The sequence below is a fragment of the Microbacterium kyungheense genome, from assembly GCF_006783905.1.
GTDB classification, from domain to species: domain Bacteria; phylum Actinomycetota; class Actinomycetes; order Actinomycetales; family Microbacteriaceae; genus Microbacterium; species Microbacterium kyungheense.
In genome coordinates this window covers 225,632-249,741 of the sequence record NZ_VFPE01000002.1, presented here as the reverse complement: position 1 = coordinate 249,741, position 24,110 = coordinate 225,632, and the positions used below count along the sequence as shown (strand labels likewise).

Genomic DNA, 24,110 nt, shown 5'->3' with positions numbered 1-24,110 from the left:
GAATTCTCGCGCTGAAAGGCGGGGTTCGATCCCGAGAGCGCGGTGCCTTCTGCGAATCAGAAGCTCATAGGTGAGAACCGGCGGGTTCTCCCGGCCGAGCGTTTGCAGCGCCGTGTCGTGGTCACGACACAAGAAGGCGACCGCGCGCCGCTTCCGACACGCGTGCGGTCCGACAAGCTCCAACAACCGACCCGCCACGACCGATACGCTGCCGGCTATGGATCCGACCACTCCGGCGCTGCTCGCGCTGGAGGCCGGCGTGAGTCAAAAGCGGGTCCGTCAGATACTCCGCGACCTATACGGAACGTTGCCCGCGGACACGACTCGTTGGGTCCTCGACGACCTGCAGTCCGAGGAGGTGCGGTCGAGGCTGCCTGCTGCAGACGGCGCGCCGCGCGAATGGGCACTCGAAGTCGGAGACACCGTGCGCCGCCGGCAGCTTCATCGTCAGTATGGTGGCGGTCAGCAAGGCGGAATTTCTTCATCCAGCCGCACTCCCGACATTTTCATCTTCACTAATCCGGCGCGGGGGTCGCGATATGGCTACGACCTTCACGAAGGGCTGCAGGCTGACGGAAGCTTCGCGTACACCGGCGAGGGGCAGTCCGGGCACCAGGAGTTCACGCGCGGGAACAAGGCGCTACTGAATGCTGCGGACGAGGCGCGCACGATTCGTGTCTTTAACGCTCAGCCGCCCTACGCAACCTATGTAGGTGCGTTCACCACGGGAGATCCGCTCTGTTCCTTCCACGAGATTCCTGGCGCTGACGGTAACCCTCGGCGGGCTATCATCTTCAACCTCGTGCCGCTGGATGCCAACCCCGCGCTGCTCGCTCCGAACCCCGGCCAGCTTCGGCTCCTCAAGCCACAGGTCGGCCGCTGGGACCCGCCCGACGCCTCTGATATCAACGCGATTGTTGATGCCACTCAGCTCCCGCCAGGCGATCGTGTCGTGTCGCGTCAGGAGTTTCAGCTTCAGGCGGACTTCGGACGGTGGCTCACCGATCGGGGCACGCCGCCCAGCCGACTGCGGCTTCCCGTCGCCGGAGCGATCATCGAGCCAGACATGTACGTGGAGGCCGAGGGTTGGGTGGTTGAGGCGAAGAAGTCAACGGGCCGCGAATACGTCCGAATGGCTATCGGTCAGGTGTTGGACTACACCCACAACGCCCGTGCGCTCGATGCGCAGGTGACGCCGATGATCCTGCTGCCCGGACGCGCAGAGCCCGACCTGCAGGAACTTACGGCTGACCTGGGAATCACCCTCGCCTCCCGCGATGGAGACTCATTTGAGTTGGTGCAGCCCTAGCGGCTACACCTGGCGCCCTCGACGATCATCCGCATCGCCGGAACGTCGGCCGGCGCCCAGTCGAGACTTTCGAGCTCGCTCGGCGGACACCACCGGACCTCGGCGTGCTCCACCAACTGCGGCGTACCCTCGATCAGCCGACACCAGAACGTCGTAAGCGTCACGACACCGAAGTCATACTCATGGATCGTCGTCGTCAGGTTGGCTCCCACATCGATGCTGCAGGCGAGTTCCTCAGCGATCTCCCGCTCGAGAGCGCTCCGTGCGGTCTCGCCTGGCTCAACCTTGCCGCCCGGAAACTCCCAGTGCCCGGCGAGGCTGCCCCACGGGCCGCGCTTCGCGCACAGTACGTTGCCGTCGCGAACGATCACTGCACCGACAACGCTGATCTGCTTACGCACTGTCGCGCCCTTCGGAGTGGCTGCTCGTCGGCCCGCATTTGTTCACGCGCCGATTGTCGTGCGAGTTAGCCTACGGCGCGTTTGGGGACACGTTCGATAGCCGATGATGCCGCGGGACCGAGTGGTCATCTGCCCGGCGCCGCAGGACTGGCCCGTGATGCTCCCACCACGAGTCGTGGGATCAGATCGGCCCGACCCCACGACTCATCTCCGCCGGCCTTACACGCTGGCGGTGAGACCTTCGTTCAAGAGGTCGAGATCCGCGCCAGCGTCGATCGGCAACATGACCGTGGGATCGGTTGACACAGCCGTGGCGTCGACCTCGGAGGTTTCGACGTCGCGCAGCCTGCGCTCGACAGCGCGAGTGCGCCGGCCTGCCTCCTGGACGGTGTTCTGCGCTGTCTGGAGCTGCTTTCCGAGCTTGTCCCAAACCTGGCCGTACTTCTGAAACTCCGACTTCGCCGCGCTCAGCACCTGCCACACCTCGGAGCTTCGCTTCTCGATTGCGAGCGACCGAAAGCCCACCTGCAGGCTGTTGAGCAACGACATCAGAGTGGTGGGGCCGGTGATCAGAATACGCAACTCGCTCTGAAGCTTGCTCGCCAACCCAGGCTGACGAACTACCTCCGCGAACAGACCCTCCGTAGGGAGGTACATAATCGCGAAGTCAGTGCTGCGGGGCGGGTCGATGTACTTCGATGCGATCGTCTTCGCCTGCGCAAGAACTGCCCGTTCGAGGCTCTTACTCGCAGCGTCGATCTCGGACTTCTCGCCGCGTTCCTGGGCTTCGAGCAGCCGCTCGTAATCTTCCTGCGGGAACTTCGAGTCGATCGGAAGGTAGACCGGGGCATCGTCCTCGCCGCGTCCAGGGAGCTTGACTGCGAACTCGACGCTCTCCTGCGTGCCTGCCTTGATAACGACGTTCTGCTCGAACTGACCCGCGGTGAGGATGTCCTCGAGCTGTCGAGACAGCTGCACTTCACCCCAACTACCGCGGTTCTTCACGTTCGTGAGTACGCGCTTGAGGCCACCCACGTCCGAGGCGAGAGTCTGCATCTCGCCGAGGCCCTTCTGGACCAGCTCCAGTCGCTCGCTCACCAGCGCAAACGAGGCACCGAGCCGCTTCTCGAGGGTTCCCTGCAACTTCTCGTCGACGGTCTCGCGCATCCTCTCGAGTTTGGCCTCGTTGCCAGTGCGGAGCTTCTCGAGCTCATCCCGGAGCAGCGTCTGCATCTCGACGTGCTTGGCCGCGTTAGCCGACGTGAGGTCCTGGATCTTGGTGGCGTTCTCACGTAGAGCCTCCGCAAGCGTCCCCTGGAGCTTTTCGTCGACAGTGGCGCGGATCAGCTCAAGCTTGCCGTCTGAGTCCTTGCGGAGAACGTCGAAGCGACCCTCCAGCGCCCCTCGGAACTCAACGTGACCCGCCTGAGTCGCCCGGCCCTGCGAGTCCACACGGTCCGCGATAGTCGCGAGACCCATAGTCAGGGCGGCGTCCAGCCGACTCTGCGCGTCGGCCCGCGCCTCCCGGTCACGGGCGAGATCATCTGCCTGCGCACTCGCAGCCGCAGAAAGCCGCTGTTCGAGCTGCTGCTGCCCGGCGCTGAAGTTGTCACGCAACTCCTGTCGCTGAGTCGACAGGTCCGCACGGAGCTCGCCCCTGATCGCCTGAAGATCTTGCTGAACCGGGCCGAGATCAAGAGCGGTCTGCCGACGAGGACGGAACGAGATCACGAGTGTCGCCACTGCAATGAGGAGCAGGGCGTTGAGGATGGTGAAGACAGTGACGAGCAACTGCAATTGAGACTCCAGGTGTTGTTGGCGGCGCCCGGTGCTAGGGCATGTACTCGTTGGGATTGAACGGCTTGGGGGCCGAGCCGCGTGTCAGGCTCGATGGAGGGTGCTAAAGATGCGCGCGGCGTCCTCTGCGCCGAGATAGCCGAGTACCTCGATGCAGTCGACTCGGTCGATCAGAAGGGTTCGACCCGTGCGGGCGGTCGTTCCAGTCGTCAGGCCGGCGCAGTCGAGCTGAGCGATCGGGATGTCGCCCGAAGTCGTTGCTCGCGGCGAGCTCGAGCACGGCACCACGGTGACGACCCGCCCACGGCGGCCGACAACGATCGCAGGTCGGACCTTGTAGTCATCGCAGTCCGCAAACGCAATCCGAGCCCGGACTACGGTGCCCTTCGTAAGCACGCCCAGCGACAGCAGATCGGCGCGCATAATCTGGTGGACGCGTTCGCCACCCGGTTTGGTGGCATTGCGACGGTGCCGGCGAAACCCGCAGTCGCGATCGTGCTCATGCTGCACCGATTCCCGGGTCCGACGCTTCAGCACGATGCTTCCGTTAGACACGGTGACTCCTCCGGCGTAGTATCTCTGCATAGCCCTCTGCTGTGCGTATGCAGAAGATTATGCAGAAACCTACGCAACTGTCAAGAGGCAGACTTGTTGCTTTTCGATCGACGGAGAGACCAGTGGCAGAGCTACCAAAGCAAGGGCTTGGAGTCGTGCTGCGGGTCACCCGCGAAGCGCGGGGAATGAGCCGCCGCGACCTTGCTGAAGCCTCCGGCCTCAGCTACCCCTATGTCTCCGAGCTCGAGACGGGCGCGAAATACCCGTCAGACCGAGCGCTGCACAACCTCGCGTCGGCGCTGGACATGGACTTCGTGGAGCTCGAGGCGCGCGCGCGGAGTTCAGAGTCTGAGGCCGCGGTTGGTTCGGCCGTCGACTCGCTCCAAGCCGCGGCCACCGCAGCGGCCGACCGCGATCTCGAGGACGCAATCGTGAACCAGGTGATCGATCAGCTAGAGCCGATCATCCGCGCAGCAGTCCGCGCGGCGCTCGAGAGGCAGAAGTGACGTTCTCCACGAAAGGCTTCGAGCTGGCCGACTGGCAGCGACAAGCCGTCACCGCGTGGCTCAACGGCGTCGATGGCCGGCGCGGTCGTGGAACGGTCGAAGTGGTGACCGGCGGAGGGAAGACACTGATCGCCCTGACCTGCGCAGCCCGACTCTCGGAGGAGACCCCAAACCTCAAGGTTGTTGTCGTTGTGCCGACCCAGGCGCTTGCCCGGCAGTGGGTCGAGTCCATCGTTCGCTATACAACAATCACTCGCGATCAGGTCGGCATCCTCGGAGCGGGCAAGCGGGACTCGCTCGATGGCAGAAGGGTGCTCGTTGCCGTCCTCAACACTGCTGCGAGAGCACTCCCTGAGATCACTCGCGATCATGACCCGGTGATGCTGATCGTCGACGAAGCGCACCGCGCGGGTGCCCCGAAGTACAGCAGAGTGCTGGACTCGCCGGCGAGGTTTCGCCTCGGACTTTCCGCGACGCCGGACCGCGAAGAGATCGGAGAGGACGGTGAACCTCTCTCGTACGACGAGCAGGTGGTCGGACAGAAGCTCGGCCGAGTGGTGTTCAGCTTCGGTCTACGCAATGCGCGCCTCTCGGGCTGGCTGCCGAACTACACACTCAGTCATCACGCGGTGTCGCTCATGCCGGAAGAACGCGTACGTTACGACACGCTGAGCCGCCAGGTCGACGATGCGCGCGATGGGATCCGGGGGCTGGGCGGCGACCCGCTCAGGGCGCGGTCGTTGGCTCGCCGCAATGATGACCTCGGCGAAGCCGCACGGCGATGGGTATCGGTGACCGGCCAACGGAAAGACCTCCTCTACCGTGCTGCAGAGCGCCACCGCGTCGCTGCTGAACTCGTGGCTGACGCGTTCGATCGCGCGCCGAACTCAACCCCGCCCCGGGTGATCCTCTTTCATGAACGAGTGGGCGAGGCCGAGTCGCTCCGTGACGAACTCGCGCGAAAGTTGCCCGGCGTAGATGTGGCACTAGAACATTCAGGACTGCCGGACCGCGCGCGCCGCGAGGCACTGTCCAAGTTCGCCTCCGGCGCGTCACCAGTACTGGTGTCAGTGAAGTCCCTCATCGAAGGCATCGACGTGCCGGAGGCTGACACGGGGATCTCCGTTGCATCTGCCGCATCCGTCAGACAGAGAATCCAATCGCTCGGGCGGGTGCTTCGTCGTAGCTCCGAGAATCCAGACAAGGTAGCTCGGATGCATCTGCTTTACGTGGATGACTCCGTCGATGACCTCATTTACGGCAAGGCCGACTGGTCGGACATCACGGGTGAGGCATCCAATGTCTACTGGAAATGGGAAGTCGACCGCGAAGTCCCAGAGCCGCTGCCTGGCCCGCCGAGGCAGCCGCTGCCCGTTGAGGACGAGGCGTGGTCAGCTGTGAGCAATTCGACGCTGCCCGCGATCTGGCCCGGTGAGGTGACTGGTCAGGAATACAGCGTCGATTCGACTGGCGTCGTCCACAACGCATTCAAGCGGCTCATCGTGAACCCTCAGGGCGTAGGCGAGATGGTGCATGCGCTGAGGGCCGACAGAGGCGGCCGCTTCCGTGTGACACCACTCCACCGCCTGGTGATCGTATGGGACGTCCGGGGCGAATCGCCCACGCCTTGGGTCGTGGGCAAGTTGGACGAGCCATTCCTCGTTGCCGATGAGGTAGAAGCCGATACCGACACCACACCGCAACCGGACGCAGCCGCATTGCTTCCCGGGGCCGAGTATCTCGGCCCCTCAGACAAGCTGGGAGGTACGTTCCGCTTGTCGAAACGGGGCCAGGGCGCGATTGAGCGAGCAGTAAAGGGCGGTAGGGAAATCGCCGACACGGGAGGCGAGTCCGAGCAGGCCGAAAATGCGCGTCGCCTCATCGACGCCTGGCAGCAGCTCGGCACCCCGATCAGTAGGTTCTACGTGAACTCATTTGAACATGCATGGTTCGAAGCGGGGGGTAGTCGTCGCTTCCTGGCGAACGTAGTTGGTGGATTCAAGTGGCCGGAATAGGCGGAGGAGCATCATGAGCTTTCGGCGTTACACAGGCTTGTCGCCCCTGCGGGTGAGCAAGGACGCGAAGTACTCGGTCACGGCAGGCGGAGCCATTCGACTCGAGTACCGCGAGTCCGCACGCGTGCGATACCTACTCACGACGGAACTGCACCCGCGGCTTGCGGAGATGGTCAACGACGTAAAGCGCGAAGTCAATGGTGCCGAAGGCGGCGCGTTCTACATCAACGAGTTTCGCTATGTCCTCGTCCCGGACGGCGAAGGTGGGCCGTGCTTCTGGGCCGGGCAATTCGACGAGACGCTTGTATTCGAGGACCAAAGCAATGACATCCTCGTTAGTCCCGAGGCCACGTCGGGGCTCCTCCCTGGTGATGAGTGGCTCGGTCCGCATGTCGGCATCCCGTACGTTCTTGTCGCAGGTGGCACCGACGTCCGGTGGGAAAAAGTCGATGGGCGCCGCCGAGAGATCGTCCTGCTCTCCGACTTCCACGGCGCATCGGCGGCTCGCCAACTAGGTATGCGGCTCGCGCGCCACAAGGGAACGTCCGGCGGCCGGGTATTCATCAACGAACGAGCGGAGTTCTTCTCCCGCATCGACGAGGGTCAGGACTCTCGGTACATCTACTTGGGCGCACTCGATGAGGACCCGTGGTTCCTACCACCAGAGGGGTTCGAGAACGAAGACTGATGACTGAACCATCTCCAAGGGAGCGCGCCAAAGCGATGTCTGACGATGTCGAGTTCAATGTCGGCCTGGTCGCGATCACGATGCGCGTGGGGGATGTCGACTTCCGCGGCACCCCTGTTTCGGCAGGGCGGAGTGGTGCCGAGCAGGAGGGCAAGCTTCGCGAAGCGGTGATTGAGTCGAGCGATGGGCTGCGAATGACCGTCGGGTGCACGGTGTGGGAGGACGGGTCGGCTGACGTTCAGCCCCTCGACTTTCTCGCAGGCCCCGATGCGTATCGTCGCCTCGAAGCCGCCGGCCGCATGACGCTCAACGATAACGGTGACGGGGCGCGGGTGGCGCTGCTGCGCGCACTCAAATACGGCGATCGCGGATACCCGTCGCTCGCGTCGGTTACGTGGGAAGAGCTGAGTGAGCTGGCGGGAACGGATGCTGCAGACCTACTGACCTCGCACGGCGCTCGAGTCGCGGCGTACGAAGATCTCAGGACGCAACCCAGGCAGTACCGCGAGCATCCAGCCTTCGCAGTATCTGAGGACGGCCTGGAGGCGGTCTTCGCCGCGTTCGCCATCACGCGTGTCATCCCTATCATGAAGGGCTTCGGCCGAAGCGGTGGAGTCGAGGCGTTCCACTGATGGTCGGATACGTGGTCGAGTTCCCCGAGCGGGACACATACGGCGAAGTCATGAAAGGCTACTTCTCCCTCATGCGCGGATTCGGGTCCGAGTTCGCCAATCGGAGCCACGCGACGCTCGCCCCGACGTACGGCGCACGTTGGTTCGAAGAGTATGTTGCGCGCCGCAAAGCCGAGGACCCGATGCATGTCCGGGGTCGGTTATCGCCCGCTGACCCGAGCTTCTTTCTAAAGGAGTTCCGCTACGCCCCAGAGACTGTCTATCGAGATGTCATTCCGAACACGCCGGATCTGCGGGTGTTGTCGAAGAAGATCATGGACATTCGCAACACCTGGATGCACTTCGGCGACGAGCCGACGGTGATGCGTCTCCGAGAGGCAGCGGAGTACCTCCGCGATTTCGGGATGAAGGCGTCCATGGGCGTCGCCGGTCCGGCGACGCGCATGATCAAGCGGGTCGATCGCATCCGTACGGGACAGCACCAGCCGGCATCCGCCAACACTTCAGCGCCGACCGCAGCCGCCATGGGTGCTGAAAGCGCGGAACCGCCGTCCGAGATCCCGCTTGCACCGTTGACTGATGAGCCTCGCCCGCCGATCGGATCGAGATGGCGGGGGGACCTCCCCGACCGGCGCGTCCGTGTGACCAAGACCCGCGATGTGGTCGACATCTCGACCGGCGAATCGCTTCGCAATGAGATCGCCGGCGACATCGGCGAGAAGGTCCGCCAGTGGACGTCCGCTCGCCCGTTGGGAGATCTGTGGGTCGACCGCGACGGCGCGGTAGGTGGTTTCGTCGAGGGCCAAGAGCGTCTACTCGGCTACACCGGTGAAGATCCCGCGGGCGAGACCGCCCGCGGATTCCTGGTGAAGAGGTTCTACGACATCCGCGACCGGAAGCTCGTCGACATCGACTCAGGGTCGGCGCTCGGCGATACGGTGGGAGCGGACTGCGCCGAACAGGCGCGCACGATCGAAGATGCAGCGGCCGGAGTGATGGAGCCTGGGGGCACCATTCGCGTGACGAACTACGGCGACGTGTTGTATATCGACGACAGGGGAACGTCGCGCATTGCAGTAGCGACCCCGAAGACGTGGTTCCCAGGGCACCTGGGCTGAAACAGAAAGCGGACATGGCGACACCTGAGAGCTTTATCGTCGACAACACCTCGGAGGAGTGGAAAGCCCTCGACTACGTCCGCGAGTGGTGCGATATCAGTGATGCGGTCGATATCGCGACCGGGCACTTCGAAATCGGCGCGTTCCTAGCGCTCGACGGCGCGTGGCAGAAGGTGGACAAGATCCGGCTGCTCATCGGTGGCGAGACCAGCCGCTCGACCGCCGATGCGATCGCAGCCGCGCTGGACCGCTCGATCGTCGCCGAGCGCCAAACCGGCGACGCCTTCCTCACTGGTGTGGAAGCAGTCGTCGACGGCATCCGTTCGGGAAAGATTGAGATCCGCGTTTACAAGTCGAAGAAGTTCCACGCGAAGGCGTACATCACCCACAGCAAGCTCAAGGTCGTCGGATCCGCAGCGCTCGTCGGCTCCTCCAACTTCACCCGGCCCGGACTCACTCAGAACGTCGAACTGAACGTGAAGTTCCAGGGGCCCGAGGTCGTCGACCTTCAGACCTGGTATGAGGAGCACTGGGCTCAGGCTGTGCCCGTAAGCCCTGAAGTGCTCTCGGTGCTGACTCACAACGTGCGAGAGTTCACGCCCTTCGAGGTGTACGCGAAGGCGCTTCACGCGCTCACGGCGGATGCAGACCCTACCGACAAGACGTGGGAGGAGTCCGAGTCGACGATCTACCCACTCCTGGCTCCCTATCAGCGCGAGGCGTTTCACTCGCTCGTCGAGATGGCGAAGCAGTGGGGCGGTGGCTTCCTCACCGACGGCGTCGGTCTCGGCAAGACGTTTGTGGGCCTCATGCTCACCGAATACTTCGCCGTTCGGCAGCGAAAGAACGTACTGATCATGGCCACCAAGACGGGACAGGACGCGGTGTGGAATCCCGAGATCAAAGACCGCCTGCCCGAACTGTACGGCGGCCAGTTCTCTAACGTCATCGTTAAGGCTCACACCGACCTGACCACAAAGGCGGGCGCACAGGAGATCGAACATCTCGCGAAGCGCGCGGATATCGTCATCATCGATGAGGCGCACAACTTCCGGAACCACGGGAAGTCGCCGAGCGAGGAAAACCCATGGGGCTCTCGGTGGTGGCGCATGCACGAGATCTGTACGGACAAGACGGTGTTCTTGCTGACCGCAACGCCGATCAACAACAGCTTCTTCGACCTCGTGCACCAAGCAGAGCTCTTCACGGGCGAGGCCGTAGATGATCACTTCGCCAGCATCGGTGTGAACAGCCTGCGCAAGTACATCGTGAACCTCGAGAAGCCGTTCAAGAGCGCCGTGCCCGATCATGCCGCAATCGACGCGATCATGTCGCAGGACAAGCTGTTCCAGTCGATCATTCACCAGAACAGCCGCCGCTACGCGGTTGACAGCGCAAAGGTGGTCGGGGGTGCTGAGGTGGTGTTTCCCGAGACGCAAATTCCCCGGGTTGTCCCGTACGAGTTCGGCATGCTCTACGCACCGCTGTTCGAGGAGATCACGGCGGCGTTCCACAGGCAGACGCCGCTGTTTGTCCTGCCGATGTACTATCCGTTGGCTTTCTCAACAGATCCCGACGTAGACCCCCGTCTGGAAAATCGGCAGAAGCAGGTCGTCGCACTCATCCGCACGATCTTCCTCAAACGCTTCGAGTCAAGCCTCGCGGCATTCGCGGGCTCATGCCTTGACCTGTCTGCCAAGGTCCTCAGATGGCTCGACGTCAATGTGCACGGTGACCAGGCCGCCACAAATCGACTTGACACTTGGCGCGCGGCAAATGAGGTGACGCTACAAGCGATCCATGAAACGTACCGCTCGACTCTCGACGAAGGCTGGCACGAAGAGGATCTCACGGAGGAGGAGCTGGAGGAGCTCGAGTACAACCTGGTGGGCGGCAAGTACAAGCTCGACGAGATGCTCGACGCCGCATTCGACGATCTTCAGCAGCTCACCCGATTCATGGAGCTCGTGCTGGCCGGCGCTGGCGTGGACGACAAGTTTCTCAAACTCCGTACGCTCCTCATGGGACCGGCCGGATCAGAAAAGGCGAGCACTGATCCCAAGGTCTTCACCAAAGAGTTCCAGACTCAGCAAGTCATCGTCTTTACTGAGTTCGCCGACACCGCGCGGTACCTTCATGAGAAGTTGATCGACGCGGGCCTCGCGGACGTTGACCGGATTGATGGCGGACGCAAGGGCAACCGATACGCGATGATCCGGCGATTCGCTCCTTTCTACAACAAGGTGGACGCGGAAGAGCGCGCCGCTCAGGCTCCGCTCCGAGTGCTGATCTCAACCGACGTCCTCAGCGAGGGAGTAAACCTCCAAGACGGCACCTTGCTGGTCAACTACGACATCCACTGGAACCCGGTCCGGCTCATGCAGCGAATCGGGCGAGTCGATCGACGGATGAATCCCTCGATCGAGGCTGCGTTGATCAAGGAGCGCAAGTCCGCGAAGGCCACACGTGGCAAGATTCAGATTCGCAACTTCCTGCCACCCGACGAGATCAACAACCTGATCGAGCTCGTCGGCCGCGTCGAGGGCAAGACCCTCATGATCTCAAAGACGCTCGGAATCCCGGGCGGGAAGCTGCTCGACGAGTCCGACATGTTCGACGACGTGAAGGTCTTCCAGGCCTTCAAGGACGATTACGTTGGCGACATCACCCCGCTGGAGCAGTTGAGGCTGAAGTGGCTCGAACTCGCAAAGCAGAACCCCGGCCTCGAATCGCTCGTCGCACGTTTGCCTGACGGCATCTCGGTCGGCAAGGACGGCAAGCCGATTGGAGTCTTTGTCTGTCGCCGCGTGCCCACTCTCACCAAGGAGACTGATGACGGTGAGGCGGAGTGGAGCCTCGCCCCAGGGCGCATCGAGTGGGCGCTGAAGAACGCCGAAGGAGTCGAGCGCGGCGTACTCACCATCAATGGCGCGATCGAGGCGACCGCCGATACGCCCAATCGGCCGTTCTCCGACCGCGTAAGTTTGCAGTCCTCACTTCGCGAATTTGAGCGTGCCGAGACGAAACAGCTGCGCAAGGACGTGCAGCTCCCGCTGGACGCCCCGACACCTGTGACCTTGTGCTGGATGGAGATCGCATGACAATGGCAGACGACCAGCTGAAGAGGCTCATTCGGCATGCCCCGGCTTCCTTCGAGAATCTGCTGGACCTACTGCACGTGGGACTTGACTGGCCCATACCCCCCGGGGAGCTGCGGGAGGAGGATCTCCTGGACTGGCAGCCTGAGGAGCTCCAGCTCGATCCGGAGCAGGTGGCAAAGCTCACCGGCATATACCAGATTCCGCGACTGACGACGAAGCAGACGTTTGGTGCCTTCTACCTCCAATTTGAGGGTGGTCAGCTCCCGATCGGCGCCGTGCGGAGACTGCTCAACAAGCTCGTCAGCTCGAAGCGCGCAAAGGGGAGCGGGAAACACCCCACGTGGGATCTAAACGACCTGCTGTTCTTCTGCCTGTCGGGTGGCGAGCAAAGCGTGATCCACGTCGTCAGTTTCCAAGAGTCAGGGACCAAGCGCGTCCTCCGAGTGATGTCGTGGACTGCGCATGCGACAGGATCGCGTTTCGACCTTCTCGCCCGGCGGGCTCTCCATGAGCTTGCTTGGGTGGACGAGTCCGGCCCGAGGGTGGTTGGCGACTCGGGAGATGCTCTCGCTGTCGTTGGTTACCGTGAGGGCATCCGGGGGGCGAGGGCTCTATCCAAGCGCATGGCCGATGTCGCCCAGGACGTCCGGGACGAAGTCAGGGCCCTCTTGATGGTCGAGATGGAGTCTGGCCCCATGCGATCGCTCTTCGTCGACATCCGCGACCGTCTCTTAGGGGATCTCACTCCTGATCGGTTCGCCGACGTCTACGCCCAGACGATGGTCTACGGGCTTCTCACCGCTCGCATCGTCCATCCAGAGCACTTCCAGGCGACTCGGTCGCTGGCCGTGATGCAGTTCGACAACCCGTTCCTCGACGCCATCTACTCGCGCTTCCGCGATGATACCGATGGTGTAATCGACGTCGACGAACTCGGGCTGGGTGAGCTTGCCGCGGTCCTCGCCGCCACAAACATCGACGAGATCCTTGCGGACTTCGGTAGCGAAGACCGCCGAGAGGATCCCGTGGTCTACTTCTACGAGCAGTTCCTCGCTCAGTACGATCCGCGTCAACGCATCGACGCCGGGGCGTTCTACACGCCGGTGCCTGTTGTGAAGTTCATGACGCGAGCGGTCGACCATCTTCTGAAAAGCAGGTTCGGTCTTCCGCTCGGCACCGCGGATGACAGCGACTGGGCGACCGTGTGTGAGCACCTGGGAATTGATGTACCCGACGGAGTAGACGCAGGCTCGCCGTTCGTCGCGATGGCGGATCCCGCTACGGGAACGGGAACGTTCCTCATGGAGTGGATCAGGTCAGCGAGAGAGTCCTTCCTCGCTCACCGCGCCGCCGACCAATGGCCAGACTGGTTCGCCTGGCATGTCGGGCCGATGATGCACGCATTCGAGATCATGCTCGCCCCCTACGCCATTGCGAATCTCAAAGTTGCCATCGAGAGCAAAGCGGAGGGCGTAAAGGAGCCCGAAGCAACGATTCTGCTAACAGACACTCTCCAGCATCCCGCTGCTCAAGCGTCATGGGACTTTGAAGAGGATCCGATCTCACTCGAAGCAGCGAGAGCAAATGGTCTCAAGCTGTCAAAGCGATTCACGGTTGTGATTGGAAACCCGCCCTACAATCGCGAACAGGGGACCTCTGAAGGCGACCAGCGTCACGGCGGCATCGTGCGGTTCGGGGTACCGGGTGTAGCGCCGCTAATCGAGGCGCTCACCAAGCCGATGAGTGACGCCGGGCAAGGCGTGCACATCAAGAATCTCTACAACGACTACGTCTACTTTTGGCGGTGGGCGACGTGGCGGGCGACGGAGCATATCGGGCACGGCCCGGGCATCGTCGCAATGATCACCCCCTTGTCATACCTCAGTGGCAAGTCGATGAGTGGCCTTCGGGCACACCTGCGCACCGTCTTTGACGACTTCTACGTCATCGATCTGGGGGGCGAGGGTCGAGGGGCAAACGCTGAGGAGAACGTGTTTGACATCCGAACGCCGGTCGCTATCGGGATAGGCGTGCGTCGCACGGCGAGGTCGAGAACATGTGATGTGCGCTATGTGCGGGTGCGCGGGACTCGCTCAGAGAAGCTTGACTGGCTCGAGCGCGAATTCGCAGACGTGGAATTCGAGGAAATCCCCGGTGCGGGGCTTGACTCATTCGCGCCCGCGGCCGGGGGCGACTATGGCTCCTGGCCCCGCCTGGACGAGTTGATGCCCTGGTCGCACAGTGGGTCACAAGTGAAGCGGAGCTGGCCGATTAACGCTGACCCTGAGGTGCTTCAAAAACGATGGGACTCGATGCTGGCGAGTGCTGACCGTGCGGCCGCATTCAAGGTATCCCGCGACAGAACTCTCGCTTCGACGCCCTTGGGCTTGACAACCCGAGACCGCCTCGCCGCGCTCAGCACACTGCAACTGGGGGCCAGCCACGAACCTGTCGTGCGATACGGATACCGAAGCTTCGATCGGCAATTTCTGCTGGCTGACGCGAGACTAGCTGACTATCCTCGACCAGAGCTGTGGGCGGTGCGAGGTGAGGACCAGATCTATCTCACCACGCTGACCTCGACATCGTTCGGTCGCGGCCCCGTGATGTCGGCTACGCCTTACGTGCCCGACCTTCACCACTTCAACAACCGCGGTGCCAAGGACGTCTTTCCTATGTGGCGCGACGCCGCTGCAACCGATGCCAATCTTGGTGCCGGCCTCCTCAACGCATTGCGCGTTGTCCTCGGCGAGAATGTCGACCCCCATCGCGTTTTCCAGTATCTATACGGGATCGGCGGTACGGCGGCCTTCAGCGACCGTTTTTCGTCCGAGCTTGCCGTCGCTGCCGGACCAGTGCACATCCCGCTCACCAAGGATCGCGTGGTGTTCGATGAGGTCGCCGCTTTGGGCGAGGAACTACTTGCGTGGCACACCTGGGGTGAGCGATACATGGATGGCGCTATGCCCTCGGGGCCGGCATCCGAAGTTGTGCCGGTCACCGGTCGACCCGACTCGTTCAGCTACGACAGCGCCACCATGAGCCTCACCGTAGGCAATGGGCGAATCGCGCCGGTATCGCCTGAGGTCTGGAACTTCGAGGTATCTGGGTTCAACCCGCTGCAGAAATGGCTCGGCTACCGGAAGGCGCAACGAGCTGGAAGGACGTCAAGCCCGCTCGACATGATCACCTACGACGAGTGGGCGTTCACTGACGAGTTGCTCCTCGTCATCAATGTGCTCCAGCACACGATCGATCTGACTCCGCGCGCAGCGGCTCTCCTGGATCGGGTGGTGAGCGGCGGCCTCTTTACCGCAGGGGAGCTGAGCTGATGTCCAAGGACTGGAAAGCAAGGCCAGCGTGTCGTGCACGCCAGCGTGACGGGACCGAGTGATTCGCTTCGGCTACCATCCATTCATCCATTCCCTGCCGACCTCGATGTGGCCCAGTCAAGGCTGACGCGCCACTGATCTTGCTTAGAACGAGCATCAGCAGCCGAGCCGCAAAACTACCGACCACCCCTACTTCAAAGCCAAACCCGCCCGCCCTGAGACTCTCTCCACCCCAACCCCGACCCCGCTCTAACCCAGCACACACCAACAACACGACAATGCACGCAGGCACCCAGGGTGGGTGACAGCCTTTAAGCGCACTCCCCTACACATACCTGCACGCCATAAAAATGCCTGGATAATAGGCAAAACGCGCCCTACCCTTGCGACATGCGCGGAGGCCTCGAGCGATGGAAGCGAGGTGTCGAATCCAGAGGGGTTCGACAGGCGATCGCCTACGCGCTCGAGGGCACCTGCGATGCTCACCTGCAGCACTCCCCCGGCGTTGACGCGCTCGAAGCGTACAGTGCCGCCTCCGATGCGACCGTCTCACGATTCATCGTCGCGAACGGCGTCATCACCTCCGACGAACTCACCGCCGGCGGCCTTCGTGTCTGGCTCACCGGCCACGACCCGGTCACCGGGGAAGAGCGCGGCCATCAGCGACTGAGCCCCGATGCCGATCTGCTGCTCGACGGAACGCTCAACCATCCGAAGTCGTACAGCATCGCCGCGCTGCTGCATCCCGAGCTCGCCGCCGAGTTCGAAGCGCTCCAGGGCCGGCTGCGTGAACGCATCCTCCTCATATGGCAGACGGAGCTCAACGCGCGGCGCGGGCACGGAGGGCTCCTCCGCGAGGAGATCACCCGCATCGAGGTCGTCGAGCTGCAGCATCGGCGCTCGCGCGCTCTCGACCCGCACATCCACCGTCACCTCTGGCTGAACATCGAGGTGCTCGGCGCGGACGGTAATTGGTCGAACCTTGACTCGCGCGTCGCGATGAAACTGCACACCGTCGTCAACGCCGAGGGCGAACTTGCCGCCCGGACCGATCCCGCCTGGATCGCTGCGCTCGCCCGGCACGGCTACACGCTCGACGACACCGGGGAGATCGCCGAGCTCGCCCACGCCGTACGACCCGTCTCCCGTCGGTCGGCACAGATCGAGGGCAACCGCGCGCGCCTGATCGCGGAGTGGTCAGCGGCGCACGGAGGATCTGCTCCGAGCGTGGAGGTGCTGCAGCAGATCGATCGCCGCGCCTGGGCGGTGTCGCGTCCAAACAAGCCGACCGATCTCGATGAGGCGGCTTGGGAGGCCCGCGTCCGCCACGAGATCACAGCGATCGATCCGAGTCTGACCACCGCGCGCGCACCCATTCAAGTCGCTGCAACCGATCCGCATGCCGTTGACCTGGATCTGCTCGCTGCACAGGCGGTCGTCGACGCGGACGAACGGTCCACCTCATGCGGCGGAAGGTTCAGCATCTTCGACATCCGCGCAGGCGCAATACGCGCGCTCTCTCGCACGGGCGTCGTTGCAGAGCGCGGCCGACTCGACGGCGTGATCGCCGAGATAACGGAGCGTGCAACGGCGGCCGTCTTCCGTCTCGTCGCAGATGATCCACCGGCGCACGTGAAGGCGTTCATGGCAACCGAGACCGTGCGCGCGAAGGTTCGTCTCGCCGGCCGCTTGGACGTGCTCGCCCGACCCGGGCGCTCCCTGCTGCCGGGCGAGTTGAAGCGGCTCGCACCGAACGCGGACCTGTCGGCGCTGGACGCTTCGCAAAGCGTTGCCGCGTGCGCCATCGCCGGCACGGACGGGCTCGTGACGGTTGCCGGCCCCGCCGGCACGGGCAAGACGACGATGCTGCGCGCTGCGTTCGCGGCGCTAACCCCGCAGCGGCGGCGGATGCTCGTTATTGCCCCACGCGGAAGGCGGCATCGGTGGCTTCTCGCGAGGTCGGGGCCGCGGCATCCAGTATTCATGCCCTGCTTTTGGACCACGGCTACCGTTGGGGCACCGACGAGGCGGGCACGAAGGTGTGGGCCAGGCTTCGAGTGGGAGAAGTCGATCTCAGCACGGGCGCCGTGTACGGCGGACCAACCCAGTACGTGTTGCGTTCTCGCGATCGGATCGTCGTCGACGAAGCCGGCATAGTCGACCTGCAGACGGCGAACGTCCTCGTCGAGCTCGCGATCGAGCAGGGTGTCGGGCTCGCCTTCGTGGGCGACACACATCAGGCTCTACCGGTCGGGCATGCGGGCGCGATGGGTTCTGCGATCCGGCACGCGAACGCTGCGGTCGAGCTCGACACGGTGCACCGGTTCCGCGATCCCGACTACGCGGCGCTCACACTGCGGCTCCGGGATGCGGGTGATCGCGAGCGCGCGCTGGTGGTTGCGGGCGAGCTTGCCGAACACGGTCACGTCGCCCGGGTCGAACATCACGACGACGCGGCGCGTGAGCGAATGATCGACGCGTACTTCAACTGGCACGCACGCGGCAAGCGGGTGACGCTGGTATCTGGCACGAATGCTGAGGCGGATGCGATCAATGACGCCATCCAGCAGCGGCGAGTCGATCAGGGCGAGCTCGACGTCCGCGTCACCGCGTGGGGAATCGGGCAGCAGCGCATCCTCGTCGGCGACACCGTCCAGACCCGTCGCAACGACCGGTTCACGGGAGTGGAGAACCGCGCGCAGTGGATCGTGCGCGGCATCCGCGACGAGTACCTGTCTCTTGTCTCCGTGAGCGACAGCGGCGAGGTGGCGCGTGTGTCAACCGAGTACGCGCGCGAGCACCTGCAGCTCGCCTACGCGTCCACCGTGCACGGTGTGCAGGGCGACACCGCCGACGCGTCGGTGGTCGGGCCGGATGTGGATGCCGCGGGACTCTACGTAGGTCTCACGCGCGGGCGGGTCCACAACGTCGCGATCGTCGTCGCGAGGACCGATGCCGCCGCCCGCGAGTGCCTCACCCAGTCGATGCAGCGCGGCACTCCGGAGTTGACGATGCAGGATGCTGTGCGCGCGGCTGAGGCAGAGATGCGTCGCGCGGCGAGGAACCGGGAGGCGATGGCTACGGGGCCGGTGGGGAATGCGCCAAGTTCGGTTCGCGGAATCGGGATGTAGAGCCCACCTACTGCGGTGACGAGTGGCTGGGGATGACGCATCTTGTGTACGAAGTCGGTGAGGCGGAAGTTCGTCGGCTCTGGGGAAGTGAGGGAGGCGTGTGCGACGGTCTGCTGCTCCCCGGGGACACGGTGAACAGTTCGTCTTCGCGGTGCCGCATGATGAAGCACCTGCGCCCGAGCCCCGCAACGGTGGAGGTGGTGGCGGGGTCGATGTGGACGTGCCCGATGTCGATAATCCGGTCTGGTGTTCGTGGTCTGCTCGGGGCGGGCTCAGCTGCGGCATCCACGGGTGACGCGCGGGCGCGTTTCGTCGCTTCGGCCGCTGAGCGACTGCACGCCCGGCACGGGGGCAACACCTCGGAGCGTTCGCGCTATCCGGTGACGAAGCACTACGGCCCGGCGCGATACTACGCGGAAAGCGGACGAGCGACGGCGCGCGGGACGGCAGAGACCGGTATCGGTGACGTGGTCACGACAGAACAACGTCATCGAGCGGGAACAATGTCGCCTCAGGATTCACGCCCCAACAGGTTCGCGAACCACCGAGCGACCTTGCGAGGTGGCTGTACTCCGGCGGCCGATTCAGGAGACGCGTCCACCGCGGCAGCATCACTCACCTCGCGAAGCCGATCGCGGCGGGACTCGAGCACGTCGACTCGCCGCGAAGTCGCAACCTGGCCGAGCCAGCCCCACTTCGGCAACGGGAGGAGGAGCGGAAGCAGGGTGCTAGCCACAAGCACTAGATACCAACTGAGGGCGACAAGTCCCATCACCATCGTGGCTTCGCTCAACCGAGCAACGGGCGCAATGACCGCGATGAACACAACGCCTATTCCGATGGTGAAGAGAATCCAGGTCACCGCCCAGAGGACCCTCTCATCGCGAACCCCAGAGAGCTCCAGCCAGAAGCGGCACCCTATGGTCAGTCCAACAAACGCTGTGAGCATGGCTGCACCGAACGCCGCGGTCAGTGCCCACAGAGCGGGAATGTAGTCAATCGGCCCCCACACGCCGACCAGCCCTAGGAGCACCGGCGTGAGCGCCACCAGCACCGTCGCGCTGAACCACGCGAACATTACGAGCGTTGCGACCCCATGCGGATAGCGCAAACGCAGCCGGCCCGTCGCGCGAGCCAGGAGGGACTCTGCGCGTTCGAGATTCGCGTGAAGCTGCTTCTCTCGGAGCTCAGCGGAGAGCGGCAGGACTTCAGTCAAGACAACCGTCACGGCGATGACCACGACGCCCAGTCCGATTCCCGTGACGAGACTGTCCAGCACTGCGTCAGAGTTGTGCGGCGCGAGAAGAGCGAGGGCACTCAGCACTGCCCAGGTGCTCCCAAGAAAGCCGCAGAGGAGTGCCGTGCCCACCACAAAGCCCGGCGCGAACCTGCTCGCCTTCACGACTGCAAGGGCGAGCAACGCAGTTATCAACGTCGGCAGGACCGGGTCCACCGTGTGAGAGAAGGGAAGAGCCGCCTCAAATAGCCCAGGCAGAGATATGTTGGGCGCTTCAGTGAGCAGCCGCACCCAGTTCGATGCCGATAGGACAGCAAGGGCGCCCAGGACTCCTGAGAACGCGACCTTCACGGACCGCACGATTACGCGACGCAGCACGTCGAACTCAAGGACGGCCCGCGCCCGCTCCCTACTCATCGCGTCGGTCATCGAGTGCCCGGACGCTATTTACAACCGAGCCAGAAGTTCGGCCTTCTTGGTTGCGAACTCGTCCTCGGTGAGGATGCCGGCGTCCCGCAGCGATGCCAGCCTGTGCAGCTGCTCGACGACATCTACCTGCAGTGTCGGCGCTACCTCAGCAACCGCGGTCACCTCGGGCACCGCCGCGGTCTGTGACTTCGCGGGGAAACGGTCCTTGACGATGCCCGAGACCAGATCGAACGCTTTATCGGTGATAGTGGGCTTGTCCTCCACCACTGGCGCGGCCTCGACCGGCACTGGCTCGGAGAAGACGCGCTGGGCATTGAGCACCATGGCGAAATGCCTGAACATCGAGTCCGGCAGCTTGAGAAGTGACCTCTTCCCATCGGCCCAATCGACCCGAATGGTATGCGACGGACCCATCGCGTCTACGGTCGCACCGAACGCCGCGGAAGCCGCCTTGCCGAGCTGGCCAGGAAGCACAGCGCCCACGACAGCCTGGCCGACGGCGCCTACCGGATTCCCCTTGCTGTCGGTCGGCAGTTCTTCCCACTCGGAGACATTGTCCGGAAGCAGTCGCCGCATCTTCAGACCTGCTTGTACGACCAGCGTGCTGCCCACCGGGGTCGAGATCGCCGCGCCCTTGTAGTCCCCGCCGATAACGCGGCCATATCCCACCATGAGAGCACTCTAATAGAACGCATCGACACGGATCGCGCCACTCAGCAGTATCGGCTGAGGCCCGGGGTTCACGGTGGTGGAACACCTCGCACTCGTACCGAGATGGTGCGGCGTCACTGCGCATCGCATCTGGCGCAGCCACGATGGAACTCGCCGCCCACAACCCCCGCGCCGCCCGCAGCGCCAGCACCCGCATTCGGGCCGAGCTCGACGCCGGCGAGATCGACTTCGCCCGTTGGGCGCATCGCCCGATTGAGCACCGCCTCGCGTCCGACGGCCGCCCGCAAGATGTGAATCGGGAGGTGCGGCGTGCGGCGAGGAACCGCGAGGCGGCCACGGTGACGGGCCCGTGGCGGGGGCGCCGAGTGCGAGGCGCGGGATCGGGATGTAGAGAGCCCACCTACGGGGCGGGGGTGCTTCAACCGTTCGACCGCACGGTGCCGGTCTGGCACTCGCCACTGCCGCATGTTCAAACACCTATCAACAGAAGTGTTGGCGTCATGCTCCCCGCCCTCGCCTCTTCCGTCAGCTGCAACCGTGAGCAGAAATCAATTCTGCCAACAGTTGCGACCGTATGTGTTGGTAGACTAGATCAATGGTCACACCTACTGGCGGTCTTGTCCCCATTGACGCGGTGACCTACGAGACCTTCGACTGGCGGCCGCGCGCGCCCGAGATCCACTCGCGAGCCGAGGTGGAAAGGCAGACCGGACCATATGACGCCGCGGTTACGCCTCTCATCGCCACCTGGTCGCCGATCATCTCAAGCGAGGACGCGGCAGACGTCGAAGACGCGACTCGCCAGCTGGTCGAGTTCGACCATCACGCGCAGCGGAAACTGGGTAGCGGCAACCCCGCACTGGGGCCGATGACCGCGATCCTGCTGCGCACCGAGTCCGCTTCGAGCTCACAGATCGAGCAGCTGACGACGTCAGCTAGGCAGCTCGCACTCGCCGAAATCGACGAGAGCGACAAGGCTAACGTGCTCACCGTCGTCGGCAACGTCCGCGCCATGGAGGCCGCTCTACAGCTGGCCGATGACATCAGCGAGGACTCCATCCTTGCCATGCACAAGGCACTGATGCTCCATCAGACAGGCTTCCCACCCGCGGTCGCGGGCCGCTTCCGCGCCGAGCAGGTCTGGATCGGATCGGGCGAAGCAGGCCCCCGCCTGGCCGACTTCGTCGCACCGCATCATGACCGCGTTTCCGACGCTATCGGGGATCTTGTCCACTTCGTGAAACGCCAGGACGTCGTCGTTCTCGTGCAGGTAGCAGTAGCGCACGCCCAGTTCGAGACGATCCACCCGTTCCCGGATGGCAACGGCCGAACGGGCCGTGCGCTCGCGCAGTCGATTCTGCGAAACAAGCGCCTCGTCGGCTCGACGGCGGTGCCGATCTCGGCCGGTCTCCTCGTCGATGTAAGCCGCTACTTCGATGCCCTCAGCTCGTTCCGTGATGGTGACGCCGGTCCGATCATCCGCGGCTTCGCCAGCGCGAGCAGGATCGCGGCGACAACGGGCACCCGTCTCGTCGACGATCTCGTGGAGCAGCTCGAGGAGTCCCGCGCGAAGATTGCGGGCATCCGTGCGGATGCCGCGGCGTGGAAGATTCTGCCCACCTTGGTCGGCCAGCCCGCGGTGAATGTCAAGTACCTCAAGAACACGCTGGGCCTCGGGGAGATGGCCGCACTCCGCGCGCTCGATTCGCTCACGGAGCGAGAGGTGCTCATCGAGACCACGGGGAAGAGTCGCGGCCGCGTCTGGCAGCACCGAGGCATCTTCGATGCTCTCGACTCGTATGCATCGGTGATTCGCCGGATGTCGGCACGCTGATCAGTGTGCATTGTTGCCGCTCTCGCTGACCCCAGCTCCCGACGCAATGGCCTGCCATGCCGGCTGTCGGGCTGGCGTTCGTGGGTGACACGCATCAGGCGTTGCCGGTGGGACATGCGGGTGCGATGGGTTCTGCGATCCGGCACGCGAACGCGGCGGTCGAGCTCGACACGGTGCACCGGTTCCGCGATGCCGACTACGCGGCGCTCACACTGCGGCTCCGGGATGCGGGTGATCGCGAGCGCGCGCTGGTCGTTGCGGGCGAGCTTGCCGCACACGGTCACGTCGACCGAGTCGAACATCACGACGCGAGTCGATCAGGGCGAGCTCGACGTTCGCGTCGCCGCGTGGGGAATCGGGCAGCAGCGCATCCTCGTCGGCGACACCGTCCAGACCCGTCGCAACGACCGGCTCACGGGAGTCGAGAATCGGGCGCAGTGGATCGTGCGGGGCATCCGCGACGAGCACCTGTCTCTTGTCTCCGTGAGCGACAGCGGGGAGGTGGCGCGAGTGTCCACCGACTACGCGTTCGAGCACGTGCAGCTCGCCTACGCGTCCACCGTGCACGGCGTGCAGGGCGACACCGCCGACGCGTCGGTGGTCGGGCCGGATGTCGATGCCGCAGGGCTCTACGTTGGCCTCACGCGAGGGCGCGTCCATAACGTCGCGATCGTCGTGGCGCGGACGGATGCCGCGGCCCGCGAGTGCCTCGCCGAGTCGATGCAACGCGGCACTCCGGAGTTGACGATGCAGGATGCTGTGCGCGCTGCCCAGGCCGAGGTGCGGCGCGCGGCGCGGAACCGCGAGGCGGCGATGGCTACGGGGCCGGTGGTTGCGGCGCCGAGTGGGGGACGCGGCATCGGGATGTAGCGGCGTCCCATCCGCAGGGCGCCATGAAAGGCGCTTGCGACATCCCCTCGCCTGTCTTGGTGAAGGACCGAGTTGCGTGCGGAAATCGACAGTCGAGCGGCGTCGCCTTCGCTGTCCTCGGACCGCCGCGCGGGAGCGACAGAATCTGACTGGCATTGCCCGTCTCGAAACGCAGAAGAAGTCCTGCGTGTGCACGCAGGACTTCTTCGTGTTCGCAACCTCAAGGAAGGGGGCGTGCTGCCATTACACCAGCGCCGTAAGCCCACATCGATTCCAGTACGTACTGCCAGAACTTTCGTCCTGACCAGCGTGACCGCCAGGCGGTCCACTTGTCGTAGAACTTCTTCAGCATGTGTGCATTCATGGCGGACTTCCTTTCCTTGTTGTCGTTGTCAATATGGGATGCGGTCGAAGACCAGTCACTCATAAGGCGAACGACGCCGAGAATCAGCAGTGCCACCACAACCTCTAGGGCGCCCCAGT

Annotated in this window: 16 protein-coding genes and 2 pseudogenes; 12 read left to right on the top strand and 6 right to left on the bottom strand. The window is 63.9% G+C overall.

Features of this window, described 5'->3' with window-relative positions; translation table 11 throughout:
• Positions 1-217: 217 nt before the first annotated feature.
• Positions 218-1,309, top strand: coding sequence for an SRA domain-containing endonuclease (locus FB391_RS07860; RefSeq protein WP_141893899.1), 1,092 nt, complete (start codon positions 218-220; stop codon positions 1,307-1,309).
• Here FB391_RS07860 and FB391_RS07855 read toward each other — a convergent pair.
• The 3 genes from FB391_RS07855 to FB391_RS07845 all read right to left on the bottom strand — a co-directional run bounded on the left by FB391_RS07855 (position 1,306) and on the right by FB391_RS07845 (position 4,062).
• Positions 1,306-1,710: a (deoxy)nucleoside triphosphate pyrophosphohydrolase gene (locus FB391_RS07855; RefSeq protein WP_141893898.1), complete on the bottom strand. Its 405-nt coding sequence runs from the start codon at positions 1,708-1,710 to the stop codon at positions 1,306-1,308. The genes FB391_RS07860 and FB391_RS07855 overlap by 4 nt on opposite strands.
• Before the next feature lie 219 nt (positions 1,711-1,929).
• Positions 1,930-3,501 carry a DNA recombination protein RmuC gene (locus FB391_RS07850; RefSeq protein WP_246093413.1) on the bottom strand — a complete coding sequence of 524 codons (1,572 nt, stop codon included), beginning with the start codon at positions 3,499-3,501 and terminating at the stop codon, positions 1,930-1,932.
• 90 nt (positions 3,502-3,591) lie between these two features.
• Positions 3,592-4,062, bottom strand: coding sequence for a hypothetical protein (locus FB391_RS07845; RefSeq protein WP_141893897.1), 471 nt, complete (start codon positions 4,060-4,062; stop codon positions 3,592-3,594).
• Between the two features lie 155 nt (positions 4,063-4,217).
• Between FB391_RS07845 and FB391_RS07840 the strand changes: the two genes are divergently transcribed.
• From FB391_RS07840 to FB391_RS20175, 8 genes and pseudogenes are all read left to right on the top strand, one after another.
• The gene (locus FB391_RS07840; RefSeq protein ID WP_185843000.1) at positions 4,218-4,568 is read left to right on the top strand and encodes a helix-turn-helix domain-containing protein; all 351 of its coding nucleotides are present in this window, start codon (positions 4,218-4,220) and stop codon (positions 4,566-4,568) included.
• Positions 4,565-6,583 (top strand): DEAD/DEAH box helicase, encoded by a 2,019-nt coding sequence (locus FB391_RS07835; RefSeq protein ID WP_141893895.1) that lies wholly within the window; start codon positions 4,565-4,567, stop codon positions 6,581-6,583. The genes FB391_RS07840 and FB391_RS07835 overlap by 4 nt, the downstream gene beginning before the upstream one ends.
• A 13-nt stretch (positions 6,584-6,596) precedes the next feature.
• On the top strand, positions 6,597-7,271 hold the full coding sequence (locus FB391_RS07830) for a hypothetical protein (protein ID WP_141893894.1): 675 nt from the start codon (positions 6,597-6,599) through the stop codon (positions 7,269-7,271).
• Positions 7,271-7,903, top strand: a complete 633-nt coding sequence (locus tag FB391_RS07825; protein ID WP_141893893.1) for a hypothetical protein — start codon at positions 7,271-7,273, stop codon at positions 7,901-7,903. The genes FB391_RS07830 and FB391_RS07825 overlap by 1 nt, the downstream gene beginning before the upstream one ends.
• A gap of 11 nt (positions 7,904-7,914) precedes the next feature.
• The gene (locus FB391_RS07820) at positions 7,915-9,021 is read left to right on the top strand and encodes a hypothetical protein (protein WP_185842999.1); all 1,107 of its coding nucleotides are present in this window, start codon (positions 7,915-7,917) and stop codon (positions 9,019-9,021) included.
• 14 nt (positions 9,022-9,035) lie between these two features.
• Positions 9,036-12,122, top strand: coding sequence for a helicase-related protein (locus FB391_RS07815; protein WP_141893891.1), 3,087 nt, complete (start codon positions 9,036-9,038; stop codon positions 12,120-12,122).
• Positions 12,123-12,124: 2 nt separating this feature from the next.
• A complete protein-coding gene (locus FB391_RS07810) occupies positions 12,125-15,454 on the top strand; it encodes a type ISP restriction/modification enzyme (RefSeq protein ID WP_141893890.1) in 3,330 nt (1,109 codons plus the stop codon).
• 390 nt (positions 15,455-15,844) lie between these two features.
• Positions 15,845-18,585, top strand: a pseudogene (locus FB391_RS20175) (AAA family ATPase).
• Between the two features lie 511 nt (positions 18,586-19,096).
• On the opposite strand, the gene FB391_RS07800 reads toward FB391_RS20175, so the two are convergent.
• On the bottom strand, positions 19,097-20,251 hold the full coding sequence (locus FB391_RS07800) for a hypothetical protein (RefSeq protein ID WP_141893889.1): 1,155 nt from the start codon (positions 20,249-20,251) through the stop codon (positions 19,097-19,099).
• Positions 20,252-20,269: 18 nt separating this feature from the next.
• Positions 20,270-20,923, bottom strand: coding sequence for an SHOCT domain-containing protein (locus FB391_RS07795; protein WP_141893888.1), 654 nt, complete (start codon positions 20,921-20,923; stop codon positions 20,270-20,272).
• Between the two features lie 634 nt (positions 20,924-21,557).
• Between FB391_RS07795 and FB391_RS07790 the strand changes: the two genes are divergently transcribed.
• From FB391_RS07790 to FB391_RS07785, 3 genes and pseudogenes are all read left to right on the top strand, one after another.
• Positions 21,558-22,757 (top strand): Fic family protein, encoded by a 1,200-nt coding sequence (locus FB391_RS07790; RefSeq protein WP_246093411.1) that lies wholly within the window; start codon positions 21,558-21,560, stop codon positions 22,755-22,757.
• A 56-nt stretch (positions 22,758-22,813) separates the two neighbouring features.
• Positions 22,814-22,993, top strand: a pseudogene (locus FB391_RS20155) (AAA family ATPase); the annotation flags it as partial.
• Positions 22,994-23,024: 31 nt separating this feature from the next.
• Complete coding sequence (locus tag FB391_RS07785) at positions 23,025-23,627, top strand: hypothetical protein (RefSeq protein ID WP_246093495.1); 603 nt, start codon at positions 23,025-23,027, stop codon at positions 23,625-23,627.
• Positions 23,628-23,847: 220 nt separating this feature from the next.
• Here the strand turns inward: FB391_RS07785 and FB391_RS07780 are convergent, their stop codons facing one another.
• On the bottom strand, positions 23,848-24,087 hold the full coding sequence (locus FB391_RS07780) for a hypothetical protein (protein WP_141893886.1): 240 nt from the start codon (positions 24,085-24,087) through the stop codon (positions 23,848-23,850).
• Between the last annotated feature and the right edge of the window lie 23 nt (positions 24,088-24,110).